At 73.8% G+C, this 24,013-nt stretch carries 21 protein-coding genes and 1 riboswitch; of the genes, 10 read left to right on the top strand and 11 right to left on the bottom strand.

The features are described 5' to 3' along the window. Nucleotides 1-178 precede the first annotated feature (178 nt). The gene (locus tag ACWDBE_RS20830; protein ID WP_449792456.1) at nt 179-751 is read right to left on the bottom strand and encodes a hypothetical protein; all 573 of its coding nucleotides are present in this window, start codon (nt 749-751) and stop codon (nt 179-181) included. Between the two features lie 377 nt (nt 752-1,128). Here ACWDBE_RS20830 and ACWDBE_RS20825 point away from each other — a divergent pair, with 377 nt between their 5' ends. Continuing rightward, nucleotides 1,129-2,634: a glutamate--cysteine ligase gene (locus ACWDBE_RS20825; protein ID WP_449792469.1), complete on the top strand. Its 1,506-nt coding sequence runs from the start codon at nt 1,129-1,131 to the stop codon at nt 2,632-2,634. Nucleotides 2,635-2,730: 96 nt separating this feature from the next. After that, nucleotides 2,731-3,519, top strand: coding sequence for a CPBP family intramembrane glutamic endopeptidase (locus tag ACWDBE_RS20820; RefSeq protein ID WP_449808733.1), 789 nt, complete (start codon nt 2,731-2,733; stop codon nt 3,517-3,519). Here ACWDBE_RS20820 and ACWDBE_RS20815 read toward each other — a convergent pair. The 6 genes from ACWDBE_RS20815 to ACWDBE_RS20790 all read right to left on the bottom strand — a co-directional run bounded on the left by ACWDBE_RS20815 (nt 3,497) and on the right by ACWDBE_RS20790 (nt 9,213). Next, nucleotides 3,497-4,024 carry an HAD domain-containing protein gene (locus tag ACWDBE_RS20815; RefSeq protein ID WP_449808732.1) on the bottom strand — a complete coding sequence of 176 codons (528 nt, stop codon included), beginning with the start codon at nt 4,022-4,024 and terminating at the stop codon, nt 3,497-3,499. The two genes, ACWDBE_RS20820 and ACWDBE_RS20815, sit on opposite strands and share 23 nt — an antisense overlap. 100 nt (nt 4,025-4,124) lie before the next feature. Continuing rightward, entirely contained in the window at nt 4,125-5,387 is a 1,263-nt protein-coding gene (locus tag ACWDBE_RS20810) for an MFS transporter (protein WP_449792453.1), read from the bottom strand. Between the two features lie 72 nt (nt 5,388-5,459). Beyond that, the gene (locus ACWDBE_RS20805) at nt 5,460-6,161 is read right to left on the bottom strand and encodes a dienelactone hydrolase family protein (protein WP_449792452.1); all 702 of its coding nucleotides are present in this window, start codon (nt 6,159-6,161) and stop codon (nt 5,460-5,462) included. Nucleotides 6,162-6,246: 85 nt separating this feature from the next. Further along, nucleotides 6,247-7,659, bottom strand: coding sequence for a sugar porter family MFS transporter (locus ACWDBE_RS20800; RefSeq protein WP_449792451.1), 1,413 nt, complete (start codon nt 7,657-7,659; stop codon nt 6,247-6,249). Nucleotides 7,660-7,885: 226 nt separating this feature from the next. Next, a complete protein-coding gene (locus tag ACWDBE_RS20795) occupies nt 7,886-8,527 on the bottom strand; it encodes an FMN-binding negative transcriptional regulator (protein WP_449792450.1) in 642 nt (213 codons plus the stop codon). 14 nt (nt 8,528-8,541) lie between these two features. After that, complete coding sequence (locus ACWDBE_RS20790) at nt 8,542-9,213, bottom strand: pyridoxamine 5'-phosphate oxidase family protein (protein ID WP_449792449.1); 672 nt, start codon at nt 9,211-9,213, stop codon at nt 8,542-8,544. A gap of 34 nt (nt 9,214-9,247) precedes the next feature. On the opposite strand from ACWDBE_RS20790, the gene ACWDBE_RS20785 reads away from it, so the two are divergent. Further along, entirely contained in the window at nt 9,248-10,585 is a 1,338-nt protein-coding gene (locus tag ACWDBE_RS20785; protein WP_449808731.1) for an aminotransferase class I/II-fold pyridoxal phosphate-dependent enzyme, read from the top strand. 42 nt (nt 10,586-10,627) lie between these two features. Further along, on the top strand, nt 10,628-11,062 hold the full coding sequence (locus ACWDBE_RS20780; RefSeq protein ID WP_449808730.1) for a hypothetical protein: 435 nt from the start codon (nt 10,628-10,630) through the stop codon (nt 11,060-11,062). A gap of 73 nt (nt 11,063-11,135) precedes the next feature. Here ACWDBE_RS20780 and ACWDBE_RS20775 read toward each other — a convergent pair whose 3' ends face one another. After that, nucleotides 11,136-12,494, bottom strand: coding sequence for an NAD(P)/FAD-dependent oxidoreductase (locus ACWDBE_RS20775; RefSeq protein WP_449792446.1), 1,359 nt, complete (start codon nt 12,492-12,494; stop codon nt 11,136-11,138). A 226-nt stretch (nt 12,495-12,720) separates the two neighbouring features. On the opposite strand from ACWDBE_RS20775, the gene ACWDBE_RS20770 reads away from it, so the two are divergent. The 3 genes from ACWDBE_RS20770 (at nt 12,721) to ACWDBE_RS20760 (ending at nt 14,426) form a co-directional block, all read left to right on the top strand. After that, nucleotides 12,721-13,476 (top strand): HipA family kinase, encoded by a 756-nt coding sequence (locus ACWDBE_RS20770; RefSeq protein ID WP_449792445.1) that lies wholly within the window; start codon nt 12,721-12,723, stop codon nt 13,474-13,476. Next, entirely contained in the window at nt 13,473-13,889 is a 417-nt protein-coding gene (locus ACWDBE_RS20765; RefSeq protein ID WP_449792444.1) for a DUF3037 domain-containing protein, read from the top strand. The genes ACWDBE_RS20770 and ACWDBE_RS20765 overlap by 4 nt, the downstream gene beginning before the upstream one ends. A gap of 84 nt (nt 13,890-13,973) precedes the next feature. Beyond that, nucleotides 13,974-14,426: a MarR family winged helix-turn-helix transcriptional regulator gene (locus tag ACWDBE_RS20760; RefSeq protein ID WP_392870217.1), complete on the top strand. Its 453-nt coding sequence runs from the start codon at nt 13,974-13,976 to the stop codon at nt 14,424-14,426. Nucleotides 14,427-14,491: 65 nt separating this feature from the next. Here the strand turns inward: ACWDBE_RS20760 and ACWDBE_RS20755 are convergent, their stop codons facing one another. Beyond that, nucleotides 14,492-16,621, bottom strand: coding sequence for a HelD family protein (locus tag ACWDBE_RS20755; RefSeq protein WP_449808729.1), 2,130 nt, complete (start codon nt 16,619-16,621; stop codon nt 14,492-14,494). A 118-nt stretch (nt 16,622-16,739) separates the two neighbouring features. Between ACWDBE_RS20755 and purB the strand changes: the two genes are divergently transcribed. Next, on the top strand, nt 16,740-18,170 hold the full coding sequence (purB, locus tag ACWDBE_RS20750) for an adenylosuccinate lyase (RefSeq protein ID WP_449792442.1): 1,431 nt from the start codon (nt 16,740-16,742) through the stop codon (nt 18,168-18,170). Nucleotides 18,171-18,211: 41 nt separating this feature from the next. Here purB and ACWDBE_RS20745 read toward each other — a convergent pair whose 3' ends face one another. Next, nucleotides 18,212-19,753 carry an MFS transporter gene (locus ACWDBE_RS20745; RefSeq protein ID WP_449792441.1) on the bottom strand — a complete coding sequence of 514 codons (1,542 nt, stop codon included), beginning with the start codon at nt 19,751-19,753 and terminating at the stop codon, nt 18,212-18,214. Nucleotides 19,754-20,106: 353 nt separating this feature from the next. Further along, nucleotides 20,107-20,244: riboswitch (cyclic di-AMP (ydaO/yuaA leader) on the top strand. 2 nt (nt 20,245-20,246) lie between these two features. Between ACWDBE_RS20745 and ACWDBE_RS20740 the strand changes: the two genes are divergently transcribed. After that, complete coding sequence (locus ACWDBE_RS20740) at nt 20,247-21,230, top strand: M23 family metallopeptidase (protein ID WP_449808728.1); 984 nt, start codon at nt 20,247-20,249, stop codon at nt 21,228-21,230. Between the two features lie 362 nt (nt 21,231-21,592). Then, entirely contained in the window at nt 21,593-23,140 is a 1,548-nt protein-coding gene (locus tag ACWDBE_RS20735; protein WP_449792439.1) for an APC family permease, read from the top strand. Between the two features lie 12 nt (nt 23,141-23,152). Here ACWDBE_RS20735 and ACWDBE_RS20730 read toward each other — a convergent pair whose 3' ends face one another. Beyond that, entirely contained in the window at nt 23,153-23,872 is a 720-nt protein-coding gene (locus ACWDBE_RS20730; RefSeq protein ID WP_449792438.1) for a DUF2470 domain-containing protein, read from the bottom strand. Nucleotides 23,873-24,013: the final 141 nt, after the last annotated feature.

Genomic DNA, 24,013 nt, shown 5'->3' with positions numbered 1-24,013 from the left:
GGGGCCGACGGGAAAGAGCACACCGGTGGGTCAGCCGGGGCATGACCCGATGGGGCCATGCCGGATGGTCCGGACGGGTGGTCGCCGTTCGGGTGAGGGCCCGCGGGCGCACGGGCGCGGGCACGGGTGGGGGCCGCCGGGGCGGGTGGGCCCGGCGGCCCGTGGGACACCGGCCGGGTCAGGAGGAGCCGAGCAGCAGCGGCCTGGCGAGCGGGGTGCGGGCGAGCAGCGGCAGCAGTTCGGCGGCCGGGCGGGCGCGGTGCGCGGTGACGCCGAGCGGGGCCGGGGCGAGGGGGATCAGCAGATCGGCGGCCGGGTCGCCGTCGGGGCTGTGCAGCCAGAGCGCCGTGGCGTACTGGCCGGGGAAGGTCAGCAGCCGGGGCTGCCGGCGGGTCCGGGAGTTCTGGGCGAGCTGCCAGGCCTCGCGCAGTGCCCGGACCGTCGAGTCGAGGTAGGGGCCCGCGGTGAAGTGGGAGAAGCTGTGGCCCTCGGCGCTCTGCACCACCTCGGCGGCGGCGGCCACCTCGGGCCCGTCCTTGATCAGGAAGCGCCAGCCGGTGCGGCGGGCGGCCGGGAGTTCCGGGCGCGGGCCGTTCAGGACGTGCACCGCGAGCGGGTGGGCGGGGAGCAGTGGGCCGGTCGGATGGCGCAGTGCTGCGGCGGCGGGCTGGCGCAGCGCGGTCTCCGAGTCGAGGGCGCCCAGGACCGCGCGCAGCGCGCTCGGCGGGGGCTGGGGGGTTTGCAGAGTCATGGCGGGTCCGCCTCTCCAAGCGAGATCGGCGTGCGAGTGCGTCATACCGGCGTGGCGAGGCGACGCGTCTTCGGTGACGGGGCCCGGCCGTGTCCGGTTGTGCAGGATCGCGGAGCCGGCACGGTCGCCGCCGTCGACGAGGGCTTCTGGGCGGGGCGGACCGGCCGGAGCGCTATGCCAATTCGAACAGGTGCGCAGGGTGATCTGTTTATCACAGGCTGTGGTGCCGGGCAAGTCCACAGTTCGTCTGATTTTCCGTCAGATGCCTTGCAATGCAAGCCAGTACACGTGTTCGGGTATCGATCTTCGAGGTGGGCATGATGCTTGCACGGTCGGTCGACCGGGTGCTCGACGGGGTGGCTCTGGAGGAGGGGACCGTGGGCGAGAAGGTCGTGGCTACTCGGGCGGAACTGGCGGACCGGCAGCAGTACCGGCGCAAGCTCCACACGTGTCTCGAAACACTCGGACGGATGATCCGGGAGGACCGCTTCGACCGTCCGCGGGCGGTGATGGGCCTGGAGATCGAGCTCAACCTGGCCGACGAGCAGGGCCTGCCGGCCATGAACAACGCGCAGGTGCTGAGCGCGATCGGCTCCAGCGACTTCCAGACCGAACTGGGCCGGTTCAACATCGAGGTCAACATCACGCCCCACCGGCTCTGCGGGCACGTCTTCGAGGAACTGCGCGAGGAGATCGACACCGGGCTGCGCTACGCCGACCGGCGGGCCGCCGAGGCGGGCGCCAGGATCGTCATGGTGGGCATCCTGCCGACCCTGGAGCACGCCCACACCGGGCTGGACGCGATGAGCCACAACCAGCGGTACAGCCTGCTCAGCGACCAGATCCTGGCCGCCCGCGGGGAGGACATCGCGCTGGACATCGAGGGGGTCGAGCACCTCCAGCTGGAGTCGATCACCATGGTGGCCGAGGCCGCCGCCACCTCGCTCCAGCTGCACCTCCAGGTGACCCCGGAACGGTTCTCCTCGGTCTGGAACGCCGCCCAGGCGATCTGCGGGCCGCAGCTCGCGCTCGGCGCCAACTCGCCGTTCCTGTTCGGGCGGGAGCTGTGGCGGGAGACCCGTCCGGTGCTCTTCCAGCAGGCCTGCGACACCCGGACGGCGGAGCTCAAGGCCCAGGGGGTGCGCCCGATCACCTGGTTCGGCGAGCGCTGGGTGGACTCCGCGTACGACCTGTTCGAGGAGAACCTGCGGTACTTCCCCGCGCTGCTGCCGATCTGCGACGACGAGGACCCGCTGAAGGTGCTGGCCTCCGGCGGTGCGCCCAGGCTCGCCGAGATGCGGCTGCACAACGGCACCATCTACCGGTGGAACCGCCCGGTGTACGACGTCGCGGGCGGGGTGGCGCACCTGCGGGTGGAGAACCGGGCGCTGCCGGCCGGGCCGACGGTGGCCGACACGCTGGCCAACGCCGCCTTCTACTACGGACTGGTGCGGGTGCTCGCCGCGCAGCCCCGGCCGATCTGGACCCGGCTGCCGTTCGAGCGGGCGGACGAGAACTTCCAGCAGGGCGCCCGGTACGGCATCGACGCGGTGTTCCAGTGGCCGCGCTCGGGGCGGGCCGGGCGCGGCGGCGGGCTGCAGACCGTGTCCGCGGTCGACCTGGTGCTGAACGAGCTGCTGCCGATGGCCTACCAGGGCCTCGACGAGTGGGGCGTGGAGCCCGCCGACCGGGACCGCTACCTGGGCATCATCGAGCAGCGCTGCCTGCGCCGCACCAACGGAGCGTCCTGGCAGACCGCGACCTTCCACCGGCTGCGCGAGCAGTACGGGATGGACCGGCCGGCCGCGCTCGCGGCGATGACCAGGCGCTACGCCGAACTCATGCGCGGCGGCGAGCCGGTGCACACCTGGCCGGTGGGCTGAGACCTCCCCTCCGGGGCGGCCGCGCGGCTGTGTCAGGATGATCGCTCCGGCGGTCGGCCGACGGCCGGAGCGACCGCCCCGTCCGCTGGAGCCCCCGTGACCACCGTCCCGACCGCGCCGGAGACCGCGAAGCCCACCCGTCGGCTGCTCGGCGTGGAACTGCTGATCGTCCTCGGCCTCTCGCTCGGGGCCAGCGGGATCGGCGCGCTGATCAGCTTCACCGGTTCGCTCACCGAACCGCTCAAGCTCGGCCAGCAGGTCGCCACCCTGAACGGTTCGCGGGCGCCCGGGCGGCCCTGGCTGGACCTGGTGTGGCAGCTGTACTACATCGGGCGCGGGCTGATGCCGGTGGTGCTGGTCGGCTACCTGCTGGTGCGCGAGGGCTTCACGCTGCGGGTGCTGGGCTTCGACCTCGGGCAGAAGCTGCGCGACCTGGGGCGGGGCGCCGCCGTCGCGGCCGCGATCGGCGGGTCGGGGCTGGCGCTCTACCTGGTCTCGCAGGCGGCCGGGTACAACCTGACGGTGGCGCCGTCAGGGCTGCCGGACGTGTGGTGGCGGGTGCCGGTGCTGGTGCTGTCGGCCTGCCAGAACGCCGTCCTGGAGGAGGTCGTCGTCCTGGGCTACCTGCTGCGCCGGGTGGAGCAGTCGGGGTGGTCCTGGCCGGCGGCGGTGGCGGCGAGCTCGGTGCTGCGCGGCTCGTACCACCTGTACCAGGGGGTCGGCGGGATGGTCGGCAACATGGTGATGGGCGTGGTGTTCTGCCTGCTGTACCGGCGCTGGGGGCGGGTGATGCCGCTGGTGGCGGCGCACGCCCTGATCGACACGGTGGCCTTCGTCGGGTACGCGCTGCTGGCCGGGCACGTCAGCTGGCTGCCGACCCCCTGACCGACGGCGCCCGGCCGCGCGGCGGACGGGCGAGCAGCCGGTCGACGTGCCGGCGCTCCAGGCCCTGGCCCGGATCGACGGGCAGCAGCAGGCGGTCCCGGCGCCACAGGGAGCGGCGGACCAGGCGCGGCGGGATGACGTCGTCCACCCAGGCGAAGGGCCGGCCCCCGGCGTAGCGCAGCAGTGGGGCCCACTTGGCGGCGGAGAACAGTTCCATCAGCGGGACGCGCGGGTCGCCGGGCTGCGGGGTGTAGCCGGCGAGGGCGACCACCGGCAGCGGGTCCAGGCCGATCGCCGGGGCGATGTGGGTGTTGGCGTTCTCCTCCCAGGTGGTGGCCCAGACCAGGTCGTACGTTCCGGCGAGCTCGCGCAGCCAGCTGCCGTGCCGGGTGGACAGCAGGACGGTGTAGCCGAACAGGGTGTGCGAGTCGAACCCGGTGTCCGGGTGCGGACGGACCGGGTTCAGGACGCCGTCGACGTCCAGGAACAGCAGTGGCTTCGGCACCGGTGGCCCCCAGAGACTCGTGGTGTTTCCCGACTGTCCGGACGACACTCGCGCACCTCCGGTTGCTCCCGGACGGGCGCACGCCGGGCGCGCGCGGCGCTCACGGGGTGGGTGCGGGCTCACCGGCGGGCACCGGTGCGTCCGCCGTGCTCCGACGGCTCAGCCGGCGCACCTGGGGGTCCAGCAGGACGACCGCGCTGAGCACCAGGCAGGCGGCGGCGCACGTCCAGAGCGCGCCGGACAGGCCGAGCGCCACGGCGGCGGGGCCGGCCAGGGCGGTGCCGACCGGGGCCAGCGAGTAGGAGCCGAGTTCGTCGTACGCGGTGACCCGGGAGAACATCTCCGCGGGTATCTCCTGCTGGAGCGCGACCATCCAGTTGACGCCGAAGACGGTGACGCCGACGCCGGACAGGAACATCGCGACGACCAGCAGCGGCAGCGGCACCTCGGCGGCGAGGGCCAGGGCGGGCACGCCGAACAGGAAGACCCCCCAGTTGCCGACCAGCAGGATCCGGCGCGGCCGCCACCGCGTCATCAGCACGCCGGTGGCCACCAGGCCGACCCCGTAGGCGGACATCGCCAGGCCCCAGGCGCCCGCGCCGCCGAGCCGTTCCTCGGCGGCCGTCGGCCCGTACACCGACTCGACCGCGTTGATGCAGGCGACCAGGACGGAGAACTGGAGCACGATCACCCAGAGCCAGCGGCGGGAGGCGAACTCCCGCCAGCCCTCGCGCAGGTCGCGCAGCATGCTGGCGCCGGAGGGCGCGGGGGCCTGCTCCGGCTCGAGGAAGAAGCGGAGGGCGGCGGCGACCAGGAAGCACAGGGCGTCCAGGGCGAGCACCCAGCCGGGGCCGACGACGGCGGTGAGCGCGCCGCCGAGGGCGGCGCCGCCGATCTGGGAGGCGTTGAGGCCCATCCGGAAGACCGCGAAGGCGCGGGCGGCGTGCTCCTGGGGGACGGCCTGCATGATCATGCCGCCGGAGGCCGGAGTGTAGAGCGCGTAGCCGGCTCCGCCGGCCGCGGAGAGCGCCAGCATCTGCCAGAGCCGTACGTCCCCGGTCAGCACCAGGGCTGCCAGGACGGCCTGGGAGACCCCGCTGAACACATTGGCGGCGACCATGATCAGGTGGCGCGGCAGCCGGTCGGCGAGGGTGCCGCCGACCACCAGGAGCAGCACGGTGGGCACCAGTCGGGCGGCGGTGACGTAGCCGACCTCGGCGGTGGTGCCGCCGGTGCCGAACACGGCGAAGGCGGTGGCGATGGGGGCGCCGGCGTTGCCGAGGCCGCTGATCACGGTGGCGGCGGTCTGGATGCGGAAGTTGCGGCTCGCCCAGGCGAAGCGGCGCGGAGGTGGGGTCGGCACCCGGAGACTATGCCGAAAGGTCGTACAGGTGTCCATCCCGTTTTCACACCGGAGCCCGGGGCGGGAGGGGAGTCAGCCGAGGTGGCCCCAGAGGAAGGTGAGGGTCCGGCGCCAGGCGATCCGGGCCTGGAGCGGGTCGTAGGTGCCGATCAGGTTCTCGTCGTTCATGAAGGCGTGCCCGGCCGGGTAGAAGTGGATCTCCGGGCGGACGTCGGTGGCCTCGCCGATCCGGATCGCCGCCTCGTCCACGGCGGCCATCGGGATCGAGCCGTCCAACTCGCCGAAGTGGCCGAGCACGTGGGCGGTCAGGCCGCGGTAGTCGAAGTCCGGATCGGTCGGCAGGCCGTAGAACGGGACCACGGCGGCCACCTTGTCGCCGGCCCGGGCGGCCAGCAGCAGGGCGAAGCCGCCGCCCATGCAGAAGCCGACCACCCCGACGGCGTCGCCGACCACGGCGTCCAGTGAGAGCAGGTGGTCGACGGCCCCGGCCAGGTCCTCCACCGCCCGCTCGACCGGGAGCTCGCGCATGAACCGGGCCGCCTCGGCGCGGTCGTGGGTGGTGGCGCCGCCGAACAGGTCGGGGGCGAGGACGGTGAAGCCCTCGGCGGCGAAGCGGTCGGCCATGTCGGCGATGTGCGAGGTGAGCCCCCACCACTCCTGGACCACCACCAGGCCGGGCCCGACGCCCTGCGGCGGCCGGGCCAGGTAGCCGTGCGCGGTGCGGCCGTGGCTCGGGAAGGTGACGTTCTGCCGGGAGCCGCCCTGGTCAGGCATGGCTTCCTCTCGGTGGGTCGGGCCGCGAGCGGCGGGGGGTCGGCGGTGCGGGCCGTCTGCGGCGGGGGCGGTGGACGGGGCCGGGTCAGCCCATCTCCTCCAGGGCGCGGCCCTTGGTCTCCTTGATGCAGAAGGCCACGAACGGGATGGAGAGCAGCGCGAAGGCCGCGTAGATGACGTACGTCGCGGAGAGGTTCCAGTCGGCGAGGTCCGGGAAGCTGACGGTGATCGCCCAGTTGGCGATCCACTGTGCCGAGGCGGCGACGGACAGCGCCAGCGCGCGGATCCGGTTGGGGAACATCTCGCCGAGCAGCACCCAGACCACCACGCCCCAGGAGAAGGCGAAGCAGAGCACGAAGACGTGCGCGGCGACCAGGGCGACGGTGGCGTGGGTGTTGTCCAGGGTGGCGGTGTCGCCGGTGCCCTCCCGGTAGGAGAACGCCCAGGCGGCGGTGCCGAGCGCGGCCGCCATGCCGATCGAGCCGGCCAGGGCCAGCGGCTTGCGGCCGATCCGGTCAACCAGGACCATCGCGATCACCGTGCCGATCACGTTGATGATCGAGGTGGAGAGGCTGATCAGCAGGGAGTTGGCCTCGTTGATGCCGACCGACTGCCACAGGAAGGACGAGTAGTAGAAGATCACGTTGATGCCGACGAACTGCTGGAACACCGAGGCGCCGATGCCGACCCAGACGATCGGCAGCAGGCCGAACCGGCCGCCCATCAGGTCCTTCGCCCGGGGCTTGCGGGCGGACTCCAGCACCGAGCGGATCTCCGCCACCCGGGCGTCCAGGTCCACGCCCTCGCCCTCGACCTCGACCAGCACCCTGCGGGCCTGCTCCTCGCGGTGGTCGGCGATCAGGTAGCGCGGCGACTCCGGGATGGCGAGCGCCATCAGCCCGTACACCAGGGCCGGGATGGCCTCGACGCCGAGCATCCACTGCCAGGCCTGGATGCCGCCGAGGTGGTTGGTGGACTCGCCGCCGGCGGCCTGGTTGATCGCCCAGTTGGCCAGCTGGGAGACGGTGATGCCGAGCACGATCGCCATCTGCTGGAAGGAGGCGAGCCGGCCGCGGTAGGCGGTCGGGGCGACCTCGGCGATGTACGTGGGGGCGATCACCGAGGCGATGCCGATCGCGATGCCGCCGATCACGCGCCAGACGGCGAGGGTCTCGATGTTCGGCGGGAACATCGAGCCGATGCCGCTGGCCGCGAACAGTGCGGCGGCCAGCAGCATCGTGCGGACCCGGCCGAGGTGGTCGGCGAGCCGGCCGGCGAGCACCGCGCCCACCGCCGAGCCGAGCAGCGCGATGGCCACCACGAACGCGGTGGTGCCGTGGCCGACCGCGAAGTGCTTCTGGATGCCCGTCACGGCACCGTTGATCACCGCGCTGTCGTAGCCGAACAGGAAACCGCCCATGGCGGCGGCCGCCGAGATGAACACCACGTGGCCGAGGTGGGCCTCGCCGGACGCCCGTTGGCTGTTGACTGAGGACACACGCGCTCCCGGGAGTGGACGGACCCGCTCTGACGGTGAGTGGGCAGGGCTCGTCTCACATTCGAGCAGCGCCGCGGCCGACCTGCCCGAGTTGGCGGCCGATTGGCGGCCGACCGGGTGACCCGGAGTCAGCCGACGGCGCGCCGGCCGACCGCTGCGCGAGTGGTCGACGCGCGGGGCGTGGCCCGGGGGGCCGTCGGTGCCCCGCGGCGTTCGCGGTGCCCGGCTAGGCGGTGCGCCGTCGGTGACGGCGGAGCAGCTGGGTACGGGCGGCGGCGTACTGGTCGTGGCCGCGCCCAGGGCCGTCGGCGCGCTCGGCGAGCCGGTCGGCGATGGCGTACTGCACCTCGGCGGGCTTCTTGTCGTCGTACTTGAACTTGGCCCGCACCTCGTTCACCGTCAGCCGGAGCCCGCGCAGCCCGGGCAGCTGCCGGGCCAAGGCGCCGTCGCCGGGCACCACCCGGACCTCCGGTGTCTCGGGCTGGAAGTGCGCCAGCTGGCGGTTGAGGATCTCCGCCTTGTCGGCTGCGGCCTCCACCACCTCGGCGGTGCAGTGGAAGTGGACCGAGGCGTAGAAGCTGGTGGGCGTGCCCGGTTCGCCGCGCCAGTGGCCGGGGGCGAACGCGTAGCCGTCGGTGACCGCGAGGGTGACCTGGGGGTCGGCCCGGACGGCGGCCAGCAGCGGGTTGGGCGCGGCGAGGTGGAGCAGGATCTCGCCGCGTTCGGCGTCCAGCAGGAAGTGCGTCGGGACGAGCACCGGGCCCTCGCCGGGGCCGCCGTTGGCGGCGAGCAGGCCGAAGTCGCGGCCCTCGGCCAGCCAGGCGCGCCACTCCTGCTCGTCGCCGCGGTCCCAGGATCTGATCAGCACGGGTGGTCCTCCCGTCAGCGCGGGTAGCCGCGCAGGTGCGCGGGGAGCGGGACGGCGGTGCCGGGGTGCGGCTCGGGGGTGCCGTGCACGGTGGTGACCGGGATCAGACCGGACCAGTGCGGCAGGTCGGCGTCCTCGGGGTCGTCGTCGGCGCCGTCCTCGCGGGTCTTGGCCGAGACCTCGTCCAGCTCCAGCCGGAGGACGGCGGTGGCGGCGAGCTCCTTGGCGTTGGCCGGACGGACCTCGGCGGAGCGCCCCGGAACCGCGTGGTCGACCAGGGCGGCGAGCGCGACGTCCAGCTCCTCGGGGTCGGTGACCTGGTGCGCGGTGCCGTGGGCGACCACCGAGCGGAAGTTCACCGAGTGGTTGAACGCGGACTTGGTCAGCACCAGCGCGTCGACCTGGGTGACGGTGACGCAGACCGGCATGCCCTGCTCGCCGGAGGCGTTGCGCATCGGGCGGCTGCCGGTGGAGCCGTGGACGTAGAGCCGGCTGCCGACCCGGGCGAAGATCGTGGGCAGGACCACGGGGGCGCCGTCGACGACGAAGCCGAGGTGGCAGATGTAGGCGCTGTCGAGGATGGCGTGGATCGCCTCCTGCTCCCAGGTGGCCCGGTCCCGGTAGCGGGTGGGGGTGGTCCTCGGGGTGCGGGAGTAGCTGGGCGAACCTTCCGCGGTGGCTGACATGACATCCTCTATGTACTAGTGCATAATTTGCTTTGTGCTAGGAGGCTATCCGCTGAAAGGGCGACGCGCCAGCGAAATCGCGGCCCACATCGAGCAGGGCGTGAGCAGCGGGCAGCTCGCCCCCGGAACCGCGCTGCCCCCGCTGCGCGACCTCGCCGCCGAACTGGGCGTCAACCCCAACACCGTCGCCGCCGCCTACCGGCTGCTGCGCGACCGCGGCGTGATCGAGACCGCCGGCCGCAAGGGCAGCCGCATCCTGCCCAGGCCCGCCCTCACCCCGCGTGACCAGATCCGCATCCCCGTCCCGCCGCACGCCCGCGACCTGTCCACCGGCAACCCCGACCCGGCCCTGCTGCCCGACCTCGCCCCGGCCCTCGCGGCCGCCGCCGAGGCCGCGCGCACCGACCCGGTGCTGTACGGGCACGCCGCCGTCGACCCGCTGCTGCTCGCGCTCGCCCGAGCGTCCTTCGAGGCCGACCGCCTGCCCGGCGGCCCGATCGCCGTCGCCTCCGGCTCGCTGGACACCGTCGAACGCATTCTCGGCGCCCGGCTGCGCCCCGGCGACGCGGTGGCAGTCGAGGATCCGGGCTGGGGCAGCCTGCTCGACCTGCTGCCCGCGCTGGGGCTGAAGCACGCGCCCGTCCGGCTGGACGACGAGGGTCCGCTGCCGCACGCGCTGGCCGCGGCGCTGGCCGAGGGCGCGCGGGCCGTGGTGGTCACCAGCCGGGCGCAGAACCCGACCGGGGCGGCGCTCACCGCACGGCGGGCCGAGGCGCTGAAGGCCGTACTGGCCGAGCACCCCGGGGTGCTGCTGATCGAGGACGACCACGGGCACGGCATGGTCGACCAGCCGTACCACTCGCTGGTCGGCGCCGACACCCGGCACTGGGCGGTGGTGCGCTCGGCGGCCAAGGCGTACGGGCCGGACCTGCGGGTCTCGGTGGCGGTCGGCGACCACGAGACGATCGGACGGGTGGCGGGCCGGCTGCGGCTGGGGGCCGGCTGGGTCAGCCACCTGCTGCAGCGCACCGTCGCGGAGCTGTGGGCTGGTGACGCCGCGCCGGCCGGCCGGGTGGCCGCCGTCTACCGGGCCCGGCGGGACGCCCTGCTGGGCGAGCTGGCGGCCCGTGGGATCGCCGCGCACGGGCGGAGCGGGCTGAACGTCTGGGTGCCGGTGCCGGACGAGACCTCGGTGCTGGCGGCGCTGGTGCAGCGCGGCTGGGTCGCGGCGCCGGGCGCGCGGTACCGGATCCAGTCGCCGCCCGGGCTGCGGTTCACCACGGCGCGGCTGGAGGCGGCGCAGGCGCGGGAGCTGGCGGAGGACCTGGCGGCGGTGCTGGGGGCGGGCGGCGGCGGGTCGCGGCTGGTGTGAGTCCGGGGCGGGCGTCGGGAGCGGGGCCTGCACAGCGCCGAGATGCGCTCCCCGGAGAGCGGCTGGACCCGCTCCGACACCGGCGGCCGCCCGTTCTGGGAGGGGGACGCCGACTGGGCCCGAGACTCGATGGTGCCGCGGATCTCCGGGGCGCCGGCGGGCGTCGCCGCCGCCAAGGGTGCGCAGTTCCTGGACCTGTCGGACATGCTGCAGGGCCGCGAGGTCTGCGCGACGGCTACCAGGCAGCCGACCGCGAACTCCGGCTCGTCCGCGACCACGGGCGAGTGGGCGCGCTTCCTGGACGGCGGGCTCGACTCCACGCAGGGCGCGCTGCGGGAGTCGATGCACCCCGACCACTACGGCCGGCAGGAGGTCGGGCCGTGCCTGACGCTGCTGTGGGCGCGCCCGAGCGGTGACTACGCGTGCCGCGACGCGGCCGGGCAGGACGCGAGCGGGATGTACCTGACCGCGCGGTGATCGCGGTGACGGCGCGGTTCGGCGCCCTCGCGGCCGGTTCCGGCGGGGGCGCCGTTGCGTCGGTCTGCCGTGCTCAGCCCTTGGCGAGCAGCGACTGGGCGTGCGCGCGTACCTGATCCCGCGTCAGATAGGCGTCGGTGTACTCGAAGTCCCGCAGTCGGGCGGGTTGGCGGGCGAGGAATCCGATGCGGACGAACTCGTCGCCGGCGGTCGCGTTGAGCAGCCAGTTGGTGCCCACCCGGAACTTGGCCACGTTGGTGCGCATCGCCATCAGGTGGTAGCCGCGCGCCACCAGCTGCGCGGGCACGCCGCGGAGTTCCACGCCGAGCGGCTTGGAGACCGCGTCCTTGCCGCCGAGGTCGACCACCAGGCCCAAGTCCTTGTGGTAGTACGGCTCCAGGGGCTGGTTGCGGAGCGAGGCGATCACGTTGTTCGCGACCGCGCGGCCCTGGCGGGCGGAGTGCTGGGCGGTCGGCGGGCAGACCGCGCCGTCGCCCTTGGCGAGGTCGGGGACGGCGGCGGCGTCGCCGAGCGCGAACACGCTCTCGAACTGCGGCACCCGCATCTCCGCCGTCACGGCGAGCCGGCCGCGGACCGTCTCGGCGTCCAGCGTGCCGATCAGCGGGCTCGCGGCCACGCCGGCCGTCCAGATCAGGGTGCGGCAGGGGAGCACCCGGCCGTCGGTGAACTTGACGGTCTCGGCGCCGACTTCGGCGACCGAGACGCCCAGCGACACCTCGATGCCGCGGTCGCGCAGCACCTCCAGGGCGGACTCGCCGAGCGGGTCGCCGAGTTCCGGCATCAGCTTCGGGGCGATGTCGATCAGGTGCCACTTGATCTGCCGGGCGTCCAGGCGCGGGTAGCGATGGGCGGCGGCGGTGGTCAGCCGCTGGAGGCAGGCGGCCGTCTCGGTGCCCGCGTAGCCGCCGCCGACCACCACGAACTGGAGCCGGGACTCGCGCTCCTTCTGGTCCAGGGTGGTGGAGGCGAGGTCGAGTTGGGCGATCACGTGGTCGCGGACGTAGGCCGCCTCGGCGAGCGTCTTCATGCCGCGGGCGTAGTCGGTGAGGCCGGGGATGTCGAAGGTGCGGGTGACGCTGCCCGGGGCGAGCACCAGGACGTCGTACCTCAGCGCGACCACCTCGTCGGTGATCTTGCGGACGACGCACACCTTGGAGGTCGGGTCCACGCCGATGGCGCCGCCCGGGACGATGTGGGTGCGGCGCAGCGTGCGGCGCAGCGAGACGGCCACGGACTGCGGGGTGAGGACGCCGGCCGCGACGTGGGGGAGCAGGGGGAGGTAGAGCTGGTAGCTGAACGGCGTGACCAGCGAGATCTCGGCCTCCGACGGTGACAGCTTGTGTTCGAGGCGGCGGGCGCACTCCAGACCGGCGAAGCCACCGCCCACGATCAGGATCCGAGGTCGTTCCATCGCTCATCCCTTTGCCGTGAAGGTCCCCACTTACTGTCCGCCACACTCGCACGGAGCAGCGGGGGCTGCCACCGGGGCGGGGCTATGGAGTGGGGAGGAAAGGGTGGTGCGGGGGAGGCGGGGGCTGCCACCGGGGCGGGGGCGTGGGGGAGGGGAGGGAGGTGCCGGGGGGAGGTGCGGAGGTGAAGGGAGAGGAAGGGGCGCAGACACCGATAGGCTGTCGGCCGTGCTACCCGAGGTGACGGCGATCCGGTACGTGACGCCACTGCGAGAAGGCGGCTCGATGCCGGGCCTGGTCGAGGCCGACGATCGGCGGCTGTACGCGCTGAAATGGGTCGGTGCGGCGCAGGGCCGCAAGGCGTTGGTCGCGGAGGTGCTGGCCGGGGAGCTCGGCCGGCGGCTCGGGCTGCCGGTGCCGGAGCTGGTGACGGTCGACCTGGACCCGGTGCTCGCGCGCAGCGAGCCGGACCACCAGATCCAGGACCAGATGCGGGCCAGCGGCGGGACCAACCTGGGGATGGCCTTCGTCAGCGGCGCGCTCAACTTCGACCCGCTCTGCTTCGAGGTGGACCCCGAGCTGGCCGGGCAGGTGCTCTGGTTCGACGCGCTGATCGGCAACGTCGACCGCTCCTGGCGCAACCCCAACCTGCTGGTGGCGACCGGCGGGCTGCGGCTGATCGACCACGGCGCGAGCCTGATCTTCCACCACAACTGGTCCGGCGCCGCCGCCTGGATCCGCCGTCCGTACGACGCCTCCGACCATGCGCTGCTGCGCGCCCGGCCGGACCTGGCGGCGGCCGACAAGGCGCTCGCGCCGCTCGCCGAGGCGGCGATCGAGGGCGCGGTGGCGCAGATCCCCGAGGTCTGGCTGGCGGACGAGTTCGGCTTCGACTCGCCCGACGAGGTGCGCGCCGCGTACCGCGCCCAGTTGACCCGACGACTGGCCGGTCCGCGCGACTGGCTGCCGGAGGTGCCCGCATGACCGAGCCCGTGCTGTCCATGCTGCCGGTCGCCGTAGAGCTGCACGACTACGAGTACGCCGTGATCCGCGCGGTGCCGAGGGTCGAGCGCGGCGAGTGCGTCAACGTCGGGGTGCTGCTGTACTGCAGGCAGAGCTCGCACCTGGCCGCCCGGACCCACCTGGACCAGGCCCGGCTGCTGGCACTGGACCCGGTCGCGGACGTCCATGGCGTGCGACGGGCGCTGCACGGGATCGAGGCGGTCTGTCAGGGCGGCCCGCAGGCCGGTCCGGCGGCGGGGGACAGCCCCGGGCAGCGGTTCCGCTGGCTGACCGCGCCGCGCAGCGCGATCGTCCAGCCGGGGCCCGTGCACACCGGGCTGACCGCGGACCCGGAGGCGGAGCTGCGGCGGCTGTTCGACCAGCTGGTGCTCTGACCCCGGGGCGGTGTGAGGCGGCTCGCCGACGGTTGCCGTGGTCAAAGCTTGAGTTACTGAAGCACCTGGTCGTACGCTGACCCCATGGGTTCGACAGCGACGACGACCGTACCGACCAACGCCGAATTGATGGAGGTGTTGGCCGCCGTCGGTGCCGCATACTTCCAGGACTTCGCGGCGGCCGCCGCCCGGCACGGCCTCTCCTCCTCGCAGGCCAAGGCGCTGGGCGCGGTGCAGGAGCCGGTGCCGATGCGGGCGCTGGCCGGGCGGCTGGGCTGCGACGCGTCGAACGTGACCGGGATCGTGGACCGGCTGGAGTCGCTGCGCCTGGCCAACCGGGAGGCGGCGGCCGGTGACCGCCGGGTGAAGATCGTGGTGATCACGGCCGAGGGCCGGGAGATCCTGAACCGCATCCGGGGCGAGATGGCCCGGACCCACCAGGCCTTCGAGGCGATGACCGACGAGCAGCGGATCGCGCTGCACTCGATCTGCTCCCAGGTGCTGCCGGTGCTGGCCCGTACGGGCGGCGCGCAGTAGGACCCCGCGCCGCCCGCGCCACTCGTGCCGCCGGTGCCGGTCGGGCCGCCCGTCGGTCGCGCCGGTCAGAGCAGCCCGGCGAGCTCCGGCGGCAGCGGCCGGTGGTGGAGCAGGGTGAGCGAGCGGGTGGCCCGGGTCAGGGCGACGTAGAGGTCGCGCGGTGCGAGTCCGGCCGGCTCGACCACCACGACCGCGTCGAACTCCAGCCCCTTGGCGTCCGCCACGGTGAGCGCGTCCAGTTCCGCGGTCAGGGCGTCCGGTGCGATCACGCCCAGGGTGCCGGGGCCGGCGGGCAGCCGGGCGAGCGCGGCGGCGAAGTCGCCCTCGGGCACGTGGACGGCGCGGGGCCGCTCGGTGCCGGGGCGGATGGAGTCGGGCGGCCGGTGGCCGGGTACGGCGGCGCGCAGCACGGCGGAGGCGATGGCCATGAAGGGTTGCGGCGTACGGTAGTTGACGGTCAGCCGCTCCTCGCGCCAGCGGCCGGGCAGGTGCGGGTCGAGCATCTCGGCCCAACTGCGGGCGCCGGCGGGCGATCCGGTCTGGGCGAGGTCGCCGACGATGGTGAGCGAGTTGGTCGGGACACGTCGCAGGACGGCGCGCCAGGCCATCGCGGACAGCTCCTGGGCCTCGTCCACGACGACGTGGCCGTAGGCCCAGGTGCGGTCGGCGGCGGCGCGTTCGGCGGTGGAGCGGTACGGGCCGTCGTCGCGGAATCGCCCGGCCAGCGCGGCGGAGTCCAGCAGGGCGTCGCCGGTCTGCCCGGTGATGGTCAACACGCCCTGGGCGAAGGCCAGTTCGTCCGGATCCTGGTCGGCAGCGGCGGATTCCCTTGCCGTGCCGAGAAGTTCGGCGGCCTCGTCGAGCAGCGGGACGTCCTCGACCGTCCACCCGGAGCCGGGCGGACGGAGCAGGGCGGCCGCGTGTTCGGGGGCCGCCGTGGTGAGCAACTCCCGGTCGGTGAGAAGCCTTTCGAGGAGTTGTTGCGGGGTGAGCCGGGGCCAGAGCGGGTCGAGGGCGGCGCGGACGTCCGTCCGCTCCCACAGCTCGCGCGGGGCGTAGTGCGCCTCCTCGTCGTCGTAGGGGCGGCCGAGGGTGAGCGCCTGGGCGATGGCGAGGGCGTCGAGCAGGGTGCCGAGGAAGAAGCCGCGGGCCCGGTTGTGGGGCAGCCGCAGGCCGCGGGCGGCGTCGCGGGCCTCGGCGCAGGCCCGGGCGGAGACCTTCAGCCCCTCGCCGAGGTCCAGGCCGTCGGCCGGGGCCGTCTGGTGGGCGGCCAGGGCGCGCCGGAGCACCCCGGCCATCCAGGGGCCGCCCTTGGCGAAGGCGGTGGCGGGGGCGTCGGTGCCGGTGGCGGTGACGCCGGGGAGGAGTTCGCCGACGGTGCGCAGCACCACCTCGGTCTCGCCGAGGGCGGGCAGCACCTCGTCGATGTACCGCAGGAAGCCGGGGTTGGGGCCGATCACCAGCACGCCGCGGCGCTCCAGCGCGGCGCGGTGGGTGAACAGCAGGTAGGCGGTGCGGTGCAGGGCGGCCAGCGTCTTGCCGGTGCCGGGGCCGCCCTGGACCACCAGGGCGCCGGGCAGCGGGGAGCGGATCACCCGGTCCTGCTCGGCCTGGATGGTGGCGACGGCGGTGCCCATCCGGCCGGTGCGTTCGCGGTCGAGGGCGGCGAGCAGGGCGGCCTCGCCGACCAGGCCGCGCCGGTCGGATTCGTCCAGTCCGGCGAGGTCGAGCGCCTCGTCGTCCAGCCCGGTGAGGGTGCGGCCCCGGGTGTGCAGGTGGCGGCGGCGGACCACCGGGCCGGGGTGGGCGGGGGTCGCGGTGTAGAAGGGGCGGGCGGCCGGGGTCCGCCAGTCGAGCAGCAGCGGTTCGTACGCCTCGTCGGTCAGGCCGGTGCGGCCGATGTAGTGGACGGTGCCGTCGCGCTCGTCGAGCCGGCCGAAACACAGGCCGCGCTCGACCGCGTCCAGCCGGGCGGCGTGACGGGCGGCCTCGCGGGCGCGCACCTCGCGTTCCAGCCGGGCCTGGTGGGTGCCGCCGGGTGCGGCCTGGTCGTGGGCGCCGTCGGCGGTGCGGCGGGCGCGTTCGCGGACGGCGTCCAGCCGGGCGTAGAGCCGGGTGAGGTGGGCCTGCTCGGTGCGCAGGGCCGCGGCGAGGGCATCGCCGGGGTTCCCCGTGGCCGCTGGTGCTTCGCTCATCGATGTGATATCCTTGCGGTGAGGAGGCTTTGGAGTGTCATCTGAATGGCGCTCAATTAACCCAGCCTACCCCATCCGCCGACGTCCGGCGTGACCTCGGCTGTTACCCTTGCGAAGCGTGAGCGCGAAGCCCCAGATCCCCAATGTCCTGGCCTCCCGGTACGCCTCGGCGACCCTGGCCCAGCTGTGGTCCCCCGAGCACAAGGTGGTCCTCGAGCGCCACCTGTGGCTGGCCGTCCTGAAGGCCCAGCAGGACCTCGGCGTCGAGGTGCCGGCGACGGCCGTCGCCGACTACGAGCGGGTGATCGACCAGGTCGACCTCGGCTCGATCGCCGCCCGTGAGCGGATCACCCGCCACGACGTGAAGGCCCGCATCGAGGAGTTCAGCGAGCTCGCCGGGCACGAGCAGATCCACAAGGGCATGACGTCCCGGGACCTGACCGAGAACGTCGAGCAGCTCCAGATCCGCCAGTCCCTGGAGCACGTGCGGGACCGCACGGTGGCCGTGCTGGTGCGTCTGGCCAAGCTGTCCGCCCAGCACTCCGAGCTGGTCATGGCCGGCCGCTCGCACAACGTGGCCGCTCAGGCCACCACCCTGGGCAAGCGGTTCGCCTCGATCACCGACGAGCTGCTGGTCGCCTTCCGCCGCCTGGAGGAGCTGATCGCCCGCTACCCGCTGCGCGGGATCAAGGGCCCGGTCGGCACCGCCCAGGACATGCTGGACCTCCTCGGTGGGGACACCGAGAAGCTCGCCGAGCTGGAGCGCCGGGTCGCCGGGCACCTCGGCTTCGACCACGTGCTGACCAGCGTCGGCCAGGTCTACCCGCGCTCGCTGGACTTCGAGGTGCTCACCGCCCTCGTCCAGCTGGCCGCCGCGCCGTCCAGCCTGGCCAAGACCATCCGCCTGATGGCCGGCCACGAGCTGGTGACGGAGGGCTTCAAGGAGGGCCAGGTCGGCTCCTCCGCGATGCCCCACAAGATGAACACCCGCTCCTGCGAGCGCGTCAACGGCCTGGCCGTCATCCTGCGCGGCTACGCCTCGATGACCGGCGAGCTGGCCGGCGACCAGTGGAACGAGGGCGACGTCTCCTGCTCGGTGGTGCGCCGGGTCGCGCTGCCGGACGCGTTCTTCGCCTTCGACGGCCTGCTGGAGACCTTCCTGACCGTCCTCGACGAGTTCGGCGCCTTCCCCGCCGTGATCGAGGCCGAGCTGGACCGCTACCTGCCGTTCCTCGCCACCACCAAGGTGCTGATGGGCGCGGTGCGCGCGGGCGTCGGCCGGGAGACCGGGCACGAGGTCATCAAGGAGCACGCCGTCGCCTCCGCGCTGGCGATGCGGGCCGGCGCCCGGGAGAACGAGCTGCTGGACCGGCTGGCCGCCGACGAGCGGATCCCGCTGGACCGGGCCGCCCTGGACGCGCTGCTGGCCGACAAGCTGTCCTTCACCGGCGCGGCCGGCGCCCAGGTCGCCGAGGTCGTCCGCCAGGTGGAGGCCGTCGCGGCCGCCTACCCGGAGGCCGCCGAGTACGCGCCCGGCGACATTCTCTGACGGGCGGCATTCCCTGACGGGAAGCGCCTTCTGACGTAGCGTCAGCCCTTGGGTGAGGGCCCCGCCGCCGGACCGGTGGCGGGGCCCTCGCGCGTCACGGGGACGTGGCCCGGGTCGAGCGGCGGGGCGGTGGGCCCGCACGGCCAGTCGCAGTTCGGCTCGGCCACCGGCTGCTCCTCGGGGGCGAGCACGTTGCCCCGTACGGTCGCGGAGGCGATCAGCCCGCCGGCGACCAGCAGGCCCGCGCAGATCAGCATGGCGGTGTGGAAGGCGGCGTCGACCGAGGAGGGTACCCGGTAGGCGTCGCCGCTCAGCCCGGCCAGCGCCGGCAGGGCGGCCACCGCGAGCAGGCCGGCCGCGCGGGCGGCGGCGTTGTTGACCCCGCTGGCGATGCCCGCGTGGCGGACCTCGACGGCGGCCAGCACGGTCGCCGTCAGCGGTGCGACCAGCAGCGTCATGCCGCAGCCCATCACCGTGACGGCGGGCAGCACGTCCACCCAGTACGAGGAGTCCGGGCCGATGCGCAGCATCAACAGCACCCCGGCGGCGCACAGCATCGGGCCGACGGTGAGCGGGATGCGCGGGCCGATCCGCTTGCCGAGGCGTCCGGCACGGGCGGACAGCAGCAGCATCAGCACGGTGATCGGCACCAGGGCGAAGCCCGAGACCAGCGGCGAGAACCCGGACACGATCTGGAGCTGCACCACCAGCAGGAAGAAGACGCCGCTGAACGCCGCGTACACGCACAGGGTGACCAGGTTCACCGCGGTGAACAGCCGGGAGGAGAAGAGGCCGAGCGGCAGCATCGGTTCGGGCGCGCGGCGCTCGACGGCCACGAAGGCGACGCCGAGCACCACCCCGATCACTCCGCTGACCCAGACGGCGGGGGACAGGCCCTCGCCGGCCGCGGTCAGCGCGTAGGTGATCGCGCCGAGGGCGAGGGCAGCGAGCACGGCGCCGAGCACGTCGAAGCGGCCGGAGGCGTCCTTGTCCCGGCTCTCCGGCACCGACCGGGTGGCGACGGCGATCACGGCGGCGGCGAGCGGCAGGTTCAGCAGGAAGATCCAGCGCCAGCCGGGGCCGTCCACCAGCCAGCCGCCTAGGAACGGGCCGACCGCCGCCGACACCCCGCCCAGGCCGGACCAGAGGCCGACCGCCGCCGAGCGGTCGTCAGGGTGGAAGACGGCCTGGAGCATGGCGAGCGAGCCGGGGGTGAGCAGTGCCCCGCCGATGCCCTGGACGGCGCGGGCGGCGATCAGCACGTGGATGTTCGGTGCGGCGGCGCAGGCGGCGGAGGCGATGGCGAACCAGACCACGCCGATCAGGAAGACCTTGCGCCGTCCGTACCGGTCGCCCAGCGCGCCGCCGAGCAGGATCAGGCCCGCCAGGGTGAGCAGATAGGCGTTCAGGGTCCATTGCAGGGACGCGAGGGAGGCGCCGAGGTCGGCGCCGATCCGGGGCAGGGCGACGTTCACCACGGTGCCGTCGAGCATCGCCATGCTGGAGCCGAGCACCGTCGCCAGTAGTACCCAGCGGCCCTGCGCGGTGCTCAGGCGCAGGGTGCCGGCCTCTGAGGTGGCCACGGGCGAATCCTGCGCTGCCGGGGCGCACGTGACAAGGGTCACCGGTGGGTGTGTTGACGGTGGGCGGGGTGTGAGTGGGCGGCTGCGCAGCGTCGCGGATCTCGGCGCAGGGTCGTGGATCAGTGGCGGGGGGTGAATGGATTGTGTGCGGAACGTGTGCTCCGGCCTGCGGAGGGTCACCGGGGAAGGGGGAATGGTTGCGCTTTCAAAGATCGACATTGCTTCACCCGAACGGATGGGTTTTAGTTCAGCGACCGCCCGGCCAGTCCGGACGGATCCGCCGGGTGGAACGCCGAGTCCTGCCGCTGCCCGGTGGTTCGAAACGAACTCTGTACGGCAGGAGCGGGGGACCCACAGGTAAGTCGCCGGACCGGAGTTCGCGCCTCAGGGCGCGGGCGTCCAGGACCGGCTAGGGGTGAAGCCGCGCATGCGGCCGGGCAACTCCAGCCCGAACCCGACAGCTCACCTCGCAGGCGTCGGAGAGGAAACTTCCATGCCTGCTCAGGCTCGTCGTATCGCCCTGCCCCGCGCCGCCCGCATCGGCATCGCCACCGCCGTCACCGGCGTCTCCTTCGCCCTCCCGCTCGTCACCGCGATGAGCGCCCAGGCCCACACCGCTCCGGCCGCCCCGGTCGCGCAGGCCGCCGCCTCCGCCCGCGCCGAGTCGGCTGCTCCGGCCGATGCTCCGGCCGCCCAGGCAGTGCAGGAGAGCTACCGCGTCGTCAGCGGTGACACCCTGTCCAAGATTGCCGAGGTCAAGAACGTCGAGGGCGGCTGGCACGCCCTGTACGAGCAGAACCGCTCGGTCGTCGGTGCCGACCCGAACCTGATCTTCGCGGGCCAGCGGCTCGCGCTGCCGGGCCACGCCGTCGCGCCGTCGGCCGACTCCGCTCCGGCGAAGGCCGCCGCCCCGGCCGAGTCGGCCGCTCCCGCGACCCAGGCCGCCAAGGCGCAGGACCGGGTCCAGGTGCGGACCGAGGCCGCCAAGCCGGCCACGCAGCTGCAGACCCAGCTGCAGGTCGCCACCCCGGCCCAGGCCGTGACCGCCACTCCGGTCGCCGCCGCCACCTCCGGCTTCGTCGCCCCGCTGGCCAACCCGAGGCTCGGCACCGCCTACGGTGTGGCCGGCTCGATGTGGGCCTCCGGCCACCACACCGGCCAGGACTTCGTCGCCTCCACCGGCACCCCGCTGCGCGCCATCGCCAACGGTGTCGTGGTCAAGGCCGGCAACGGCGGCGCCTACGGCAACGAGGTCGAGATCAAGCTCGCCGACGGCCACTACGCCGAGTACGCGCACCTCTCCTCGATCGGCGTGAGGATCGGTCAGGCCGTCACCGTCGGCCAGCAGATCGGCCTGTCCGGTGCCACTGGCAACGTGACCGGCCCGCACCTGCACTTCGAGGTCCGCAACGGCTCGGAGTACGGCTCGGACATCAACCCGGTCGCCTACCTGCGCGCGCACGGCGTCGCGCTCTGACCCACGGCTGAGCTCCGAGGGTTTCCGGAACCACCGTCGCTGCGGGGCGAAACGATCCTCCGGGATGGTCATGTCGGGTGACCGCTCGACCGGGTGATCGCCGCACGGCGGACATGGGCGCGGGACACGCCCAGGCCGGCCCGGCCGTACGAGGACTCCTCGTGCGGCCGGGCCGGCCACTGCCGTTTCCGTGCCGCCCGGCTGTTCCCGGGTTTCGTTCGGACGGGTCGAACGCGGCGTCAACTCCGGTGTGACGGAGGGGTTCGGTGGCGTCGCCGGGTGGCCGTGGCACGTCATGCTGGCGAACGGTCAGCGCCCGGTCGGTCCGGCCGGGCGGGCGGGTCCGGAGGCGAGGAGGGCGGATGGCGGTCCGCAGTGGGGGCGTGGCGGGGAGGACGGCCGGCCGGGAGCGGCCCGGGGAGGACGGGGTCGACCGGCTGAAGGCCGATTCGGTCGGCCTGGTCGGCGTGGTGTTCATGGCGCTCGCCACCGCCGCCCCGATCACCGCGATGACGGGCAACCTGCCGATCATCGTCGGGCAGGGCAACGGCGTCGGCGCGCCCGCCGCGTACGTCGTGGCGACCGTGGTGCTGACGGTGTTCTCGGTCGGCTACGTCGCGATGGCCCGGCACATCACCGCGGCCGGCGCGTTCTACGGCTACGTCTCGCACGGGCTGGGCCGGGTGGTCGGGATGGCCTCGGGACTGCTGGCGGTGCTCGCGTACGTCGTCACCGAGGCCTCGGCCCTCGGCTTCTTCGCGTACTCGCTGCGGGGACTGGTCCGTTCGCAGCTGGGGGTGGAGCTGGGCTGGGGCTGGTACGCGCTGTCCGGGGCGGCGGTGATCGGGGTGATGGCCTGGTTCGACCTGCACCTGACGGCCAAGGTGCTCGGCGTCGCGCTGGTGCTGGAGATCGGGGTGCTGAGTGCGGTCTCGTTCGCCGTGCTGTTCTCCGGCGGCGGCCCGGACGGGATCGTGCTCGCGGCCGTGAACCCGCTGAACGCGCTGAGGGGGGTGGGGAGTTCGGCGGCCGCGGCGGGGCTCGGCCTGTTCTTCGCGTTCTGGTCCTGGGTGGGGTTCGAGTCCACCGCGATGTACGGCGAGGAGTCCCGCGACCCGAAGCGGGTGGTGCCGCGGGCGACGCTGGTGTCGGTGATCGGGGTCGGGCTGCTCTACGTCTTCGTGTCCTGGATGATCGTCTCCGGCAACGGGGTCGAACGGGCGATCGCGGTGGCGAACGGCGCGGTGCCGGGCAAGGACGGCAACAGCCTGTTCTTCGACCCGCTCGGTGCGCACCTGGGGGCCTGGGCGGTGAAGGTGTTCCAATGGCTGGTCGTCACCGGCTCGTTCGCCTGCGCGATGGCCTTCCACCAGTGCGCGGCCCGCTACCTGTACGCGATCGGGCGGGAGGGTCTGCTGTACCGGGGGCTCGGCCGCACCCATCCGCGGCACGGCTCGCCGCACGTCGCCTCGGTGGTGCAGTCGGTGATCGCGGTGGGGCTGGTGGCGGGCTTCCTGGCGGCCGGGATGGACCCGTACGCGCACCTGTACACGCTGCTGGCGCTGCTCGGGACGATGGCGATCCTGGTCGTGCAGACGCTCTGCTCCTTCGCCGTGGTCGGGTACTTCCACGTGCGGGGGCGCCACCCGGAGACCGCCCACTGGTTCCGGACGCTGGTCGCGCCGCTGGTGGGCGGGGTGGCGATGGCCGGGGTGGTGGTGCTGCTGGTCCTCAACAAGGACGCCGCCGCCGGGGCGGCGGCGCACACGCTGCTGTTCCGGCTGATCCCGTACCTGGTGATCGGGGTGTTCGCGGGCGGGGTGGCGCTGGCGCTCGCGGTGCGCCGGTGGCGGCCGGAACTGTACGTGCGGATCGGGCGGGTGGTGCTGGAGGACGCGGTCGAGCGGTGACGGGACGGGGGGTCAGTGCCGGTGGACCGGCGAGCCGTACTGCGCGGCGGCCAGCAGCTCGTGCATCCGGTGGCCGAACTCCTCGGTGTCCCGGGCGGGTTCGGGGAAGACCAGGCGGACGTCGCGGTGGCCGTACGGGTGGTCCAGGCGCAGCACCAGGCCGTGGCTGTCCAGGGCGAGCGGGCGGACCTCCGGGCCGTGGCCCAGCACGGCCGGGTCGAGCAGGCGGGTGAGGACCTCGAGCGCCTCGGCGTGGTCGTCGGCGAGGTGGGTGAGCATCGCGGCCTCGTGCCGGGCCATCGGGTCGGGGACGGCGACGGCGAGGTCCGCGGCGGTGACCGCGCCGGTGCCGTACGGGGTGGCGAGGACGGCGTGGGCGACGTCCACCCGCAGGTGGACGCTGAGGCCGTCGTCGGCGAGGTGGGCCAGGTGAAGTCGGCCGGCCAGGGTCAGGCGGGCACGGACCCGGTCACGGACGGCGACGGGGGAGACGTCGGTGACGTCGAGGACGACGGCGAGGCCGTCGGTGGCGCCGGCGGCGGCCGCGGTGAGCGGGTCGTCCAGGGCGGTGCGCAGCCGCAGCCGGGAGCCGTGGACGGAGACCGGGGTGTCCAGGTGGTGCTGCTCGCCCAGGGCTCGGACGGTGAGCGAGGAGGTCGTGCTGAGCAGGCTGTGGATCCGTTCGGCGGTGGTGGGCTCGGGGGCCTCGGTGTCGCCGGTGGGCAGGCTCATGGGCGGACCTCCAGTTAGTTAGGTGAGCCTAACCTAATATTTGGCTGGAGGTGTGGCAAGCGGGCGGTCGGCGGCGTGGCAAGCGGGCGGTCGGCGGCGTGGCGGGTGGGCGGTCGGCGGCGTGGCGGGTGGGCGGTCGGC

The sequence above is a fragment of the Kitasatospora sp. NPDC001132 genome (assembly GCF_053598415.1).
Note: the sequence above shows the minus strand (reverse complement) of the source record. Positions and strands in the feature narration are given on the sequence as shown.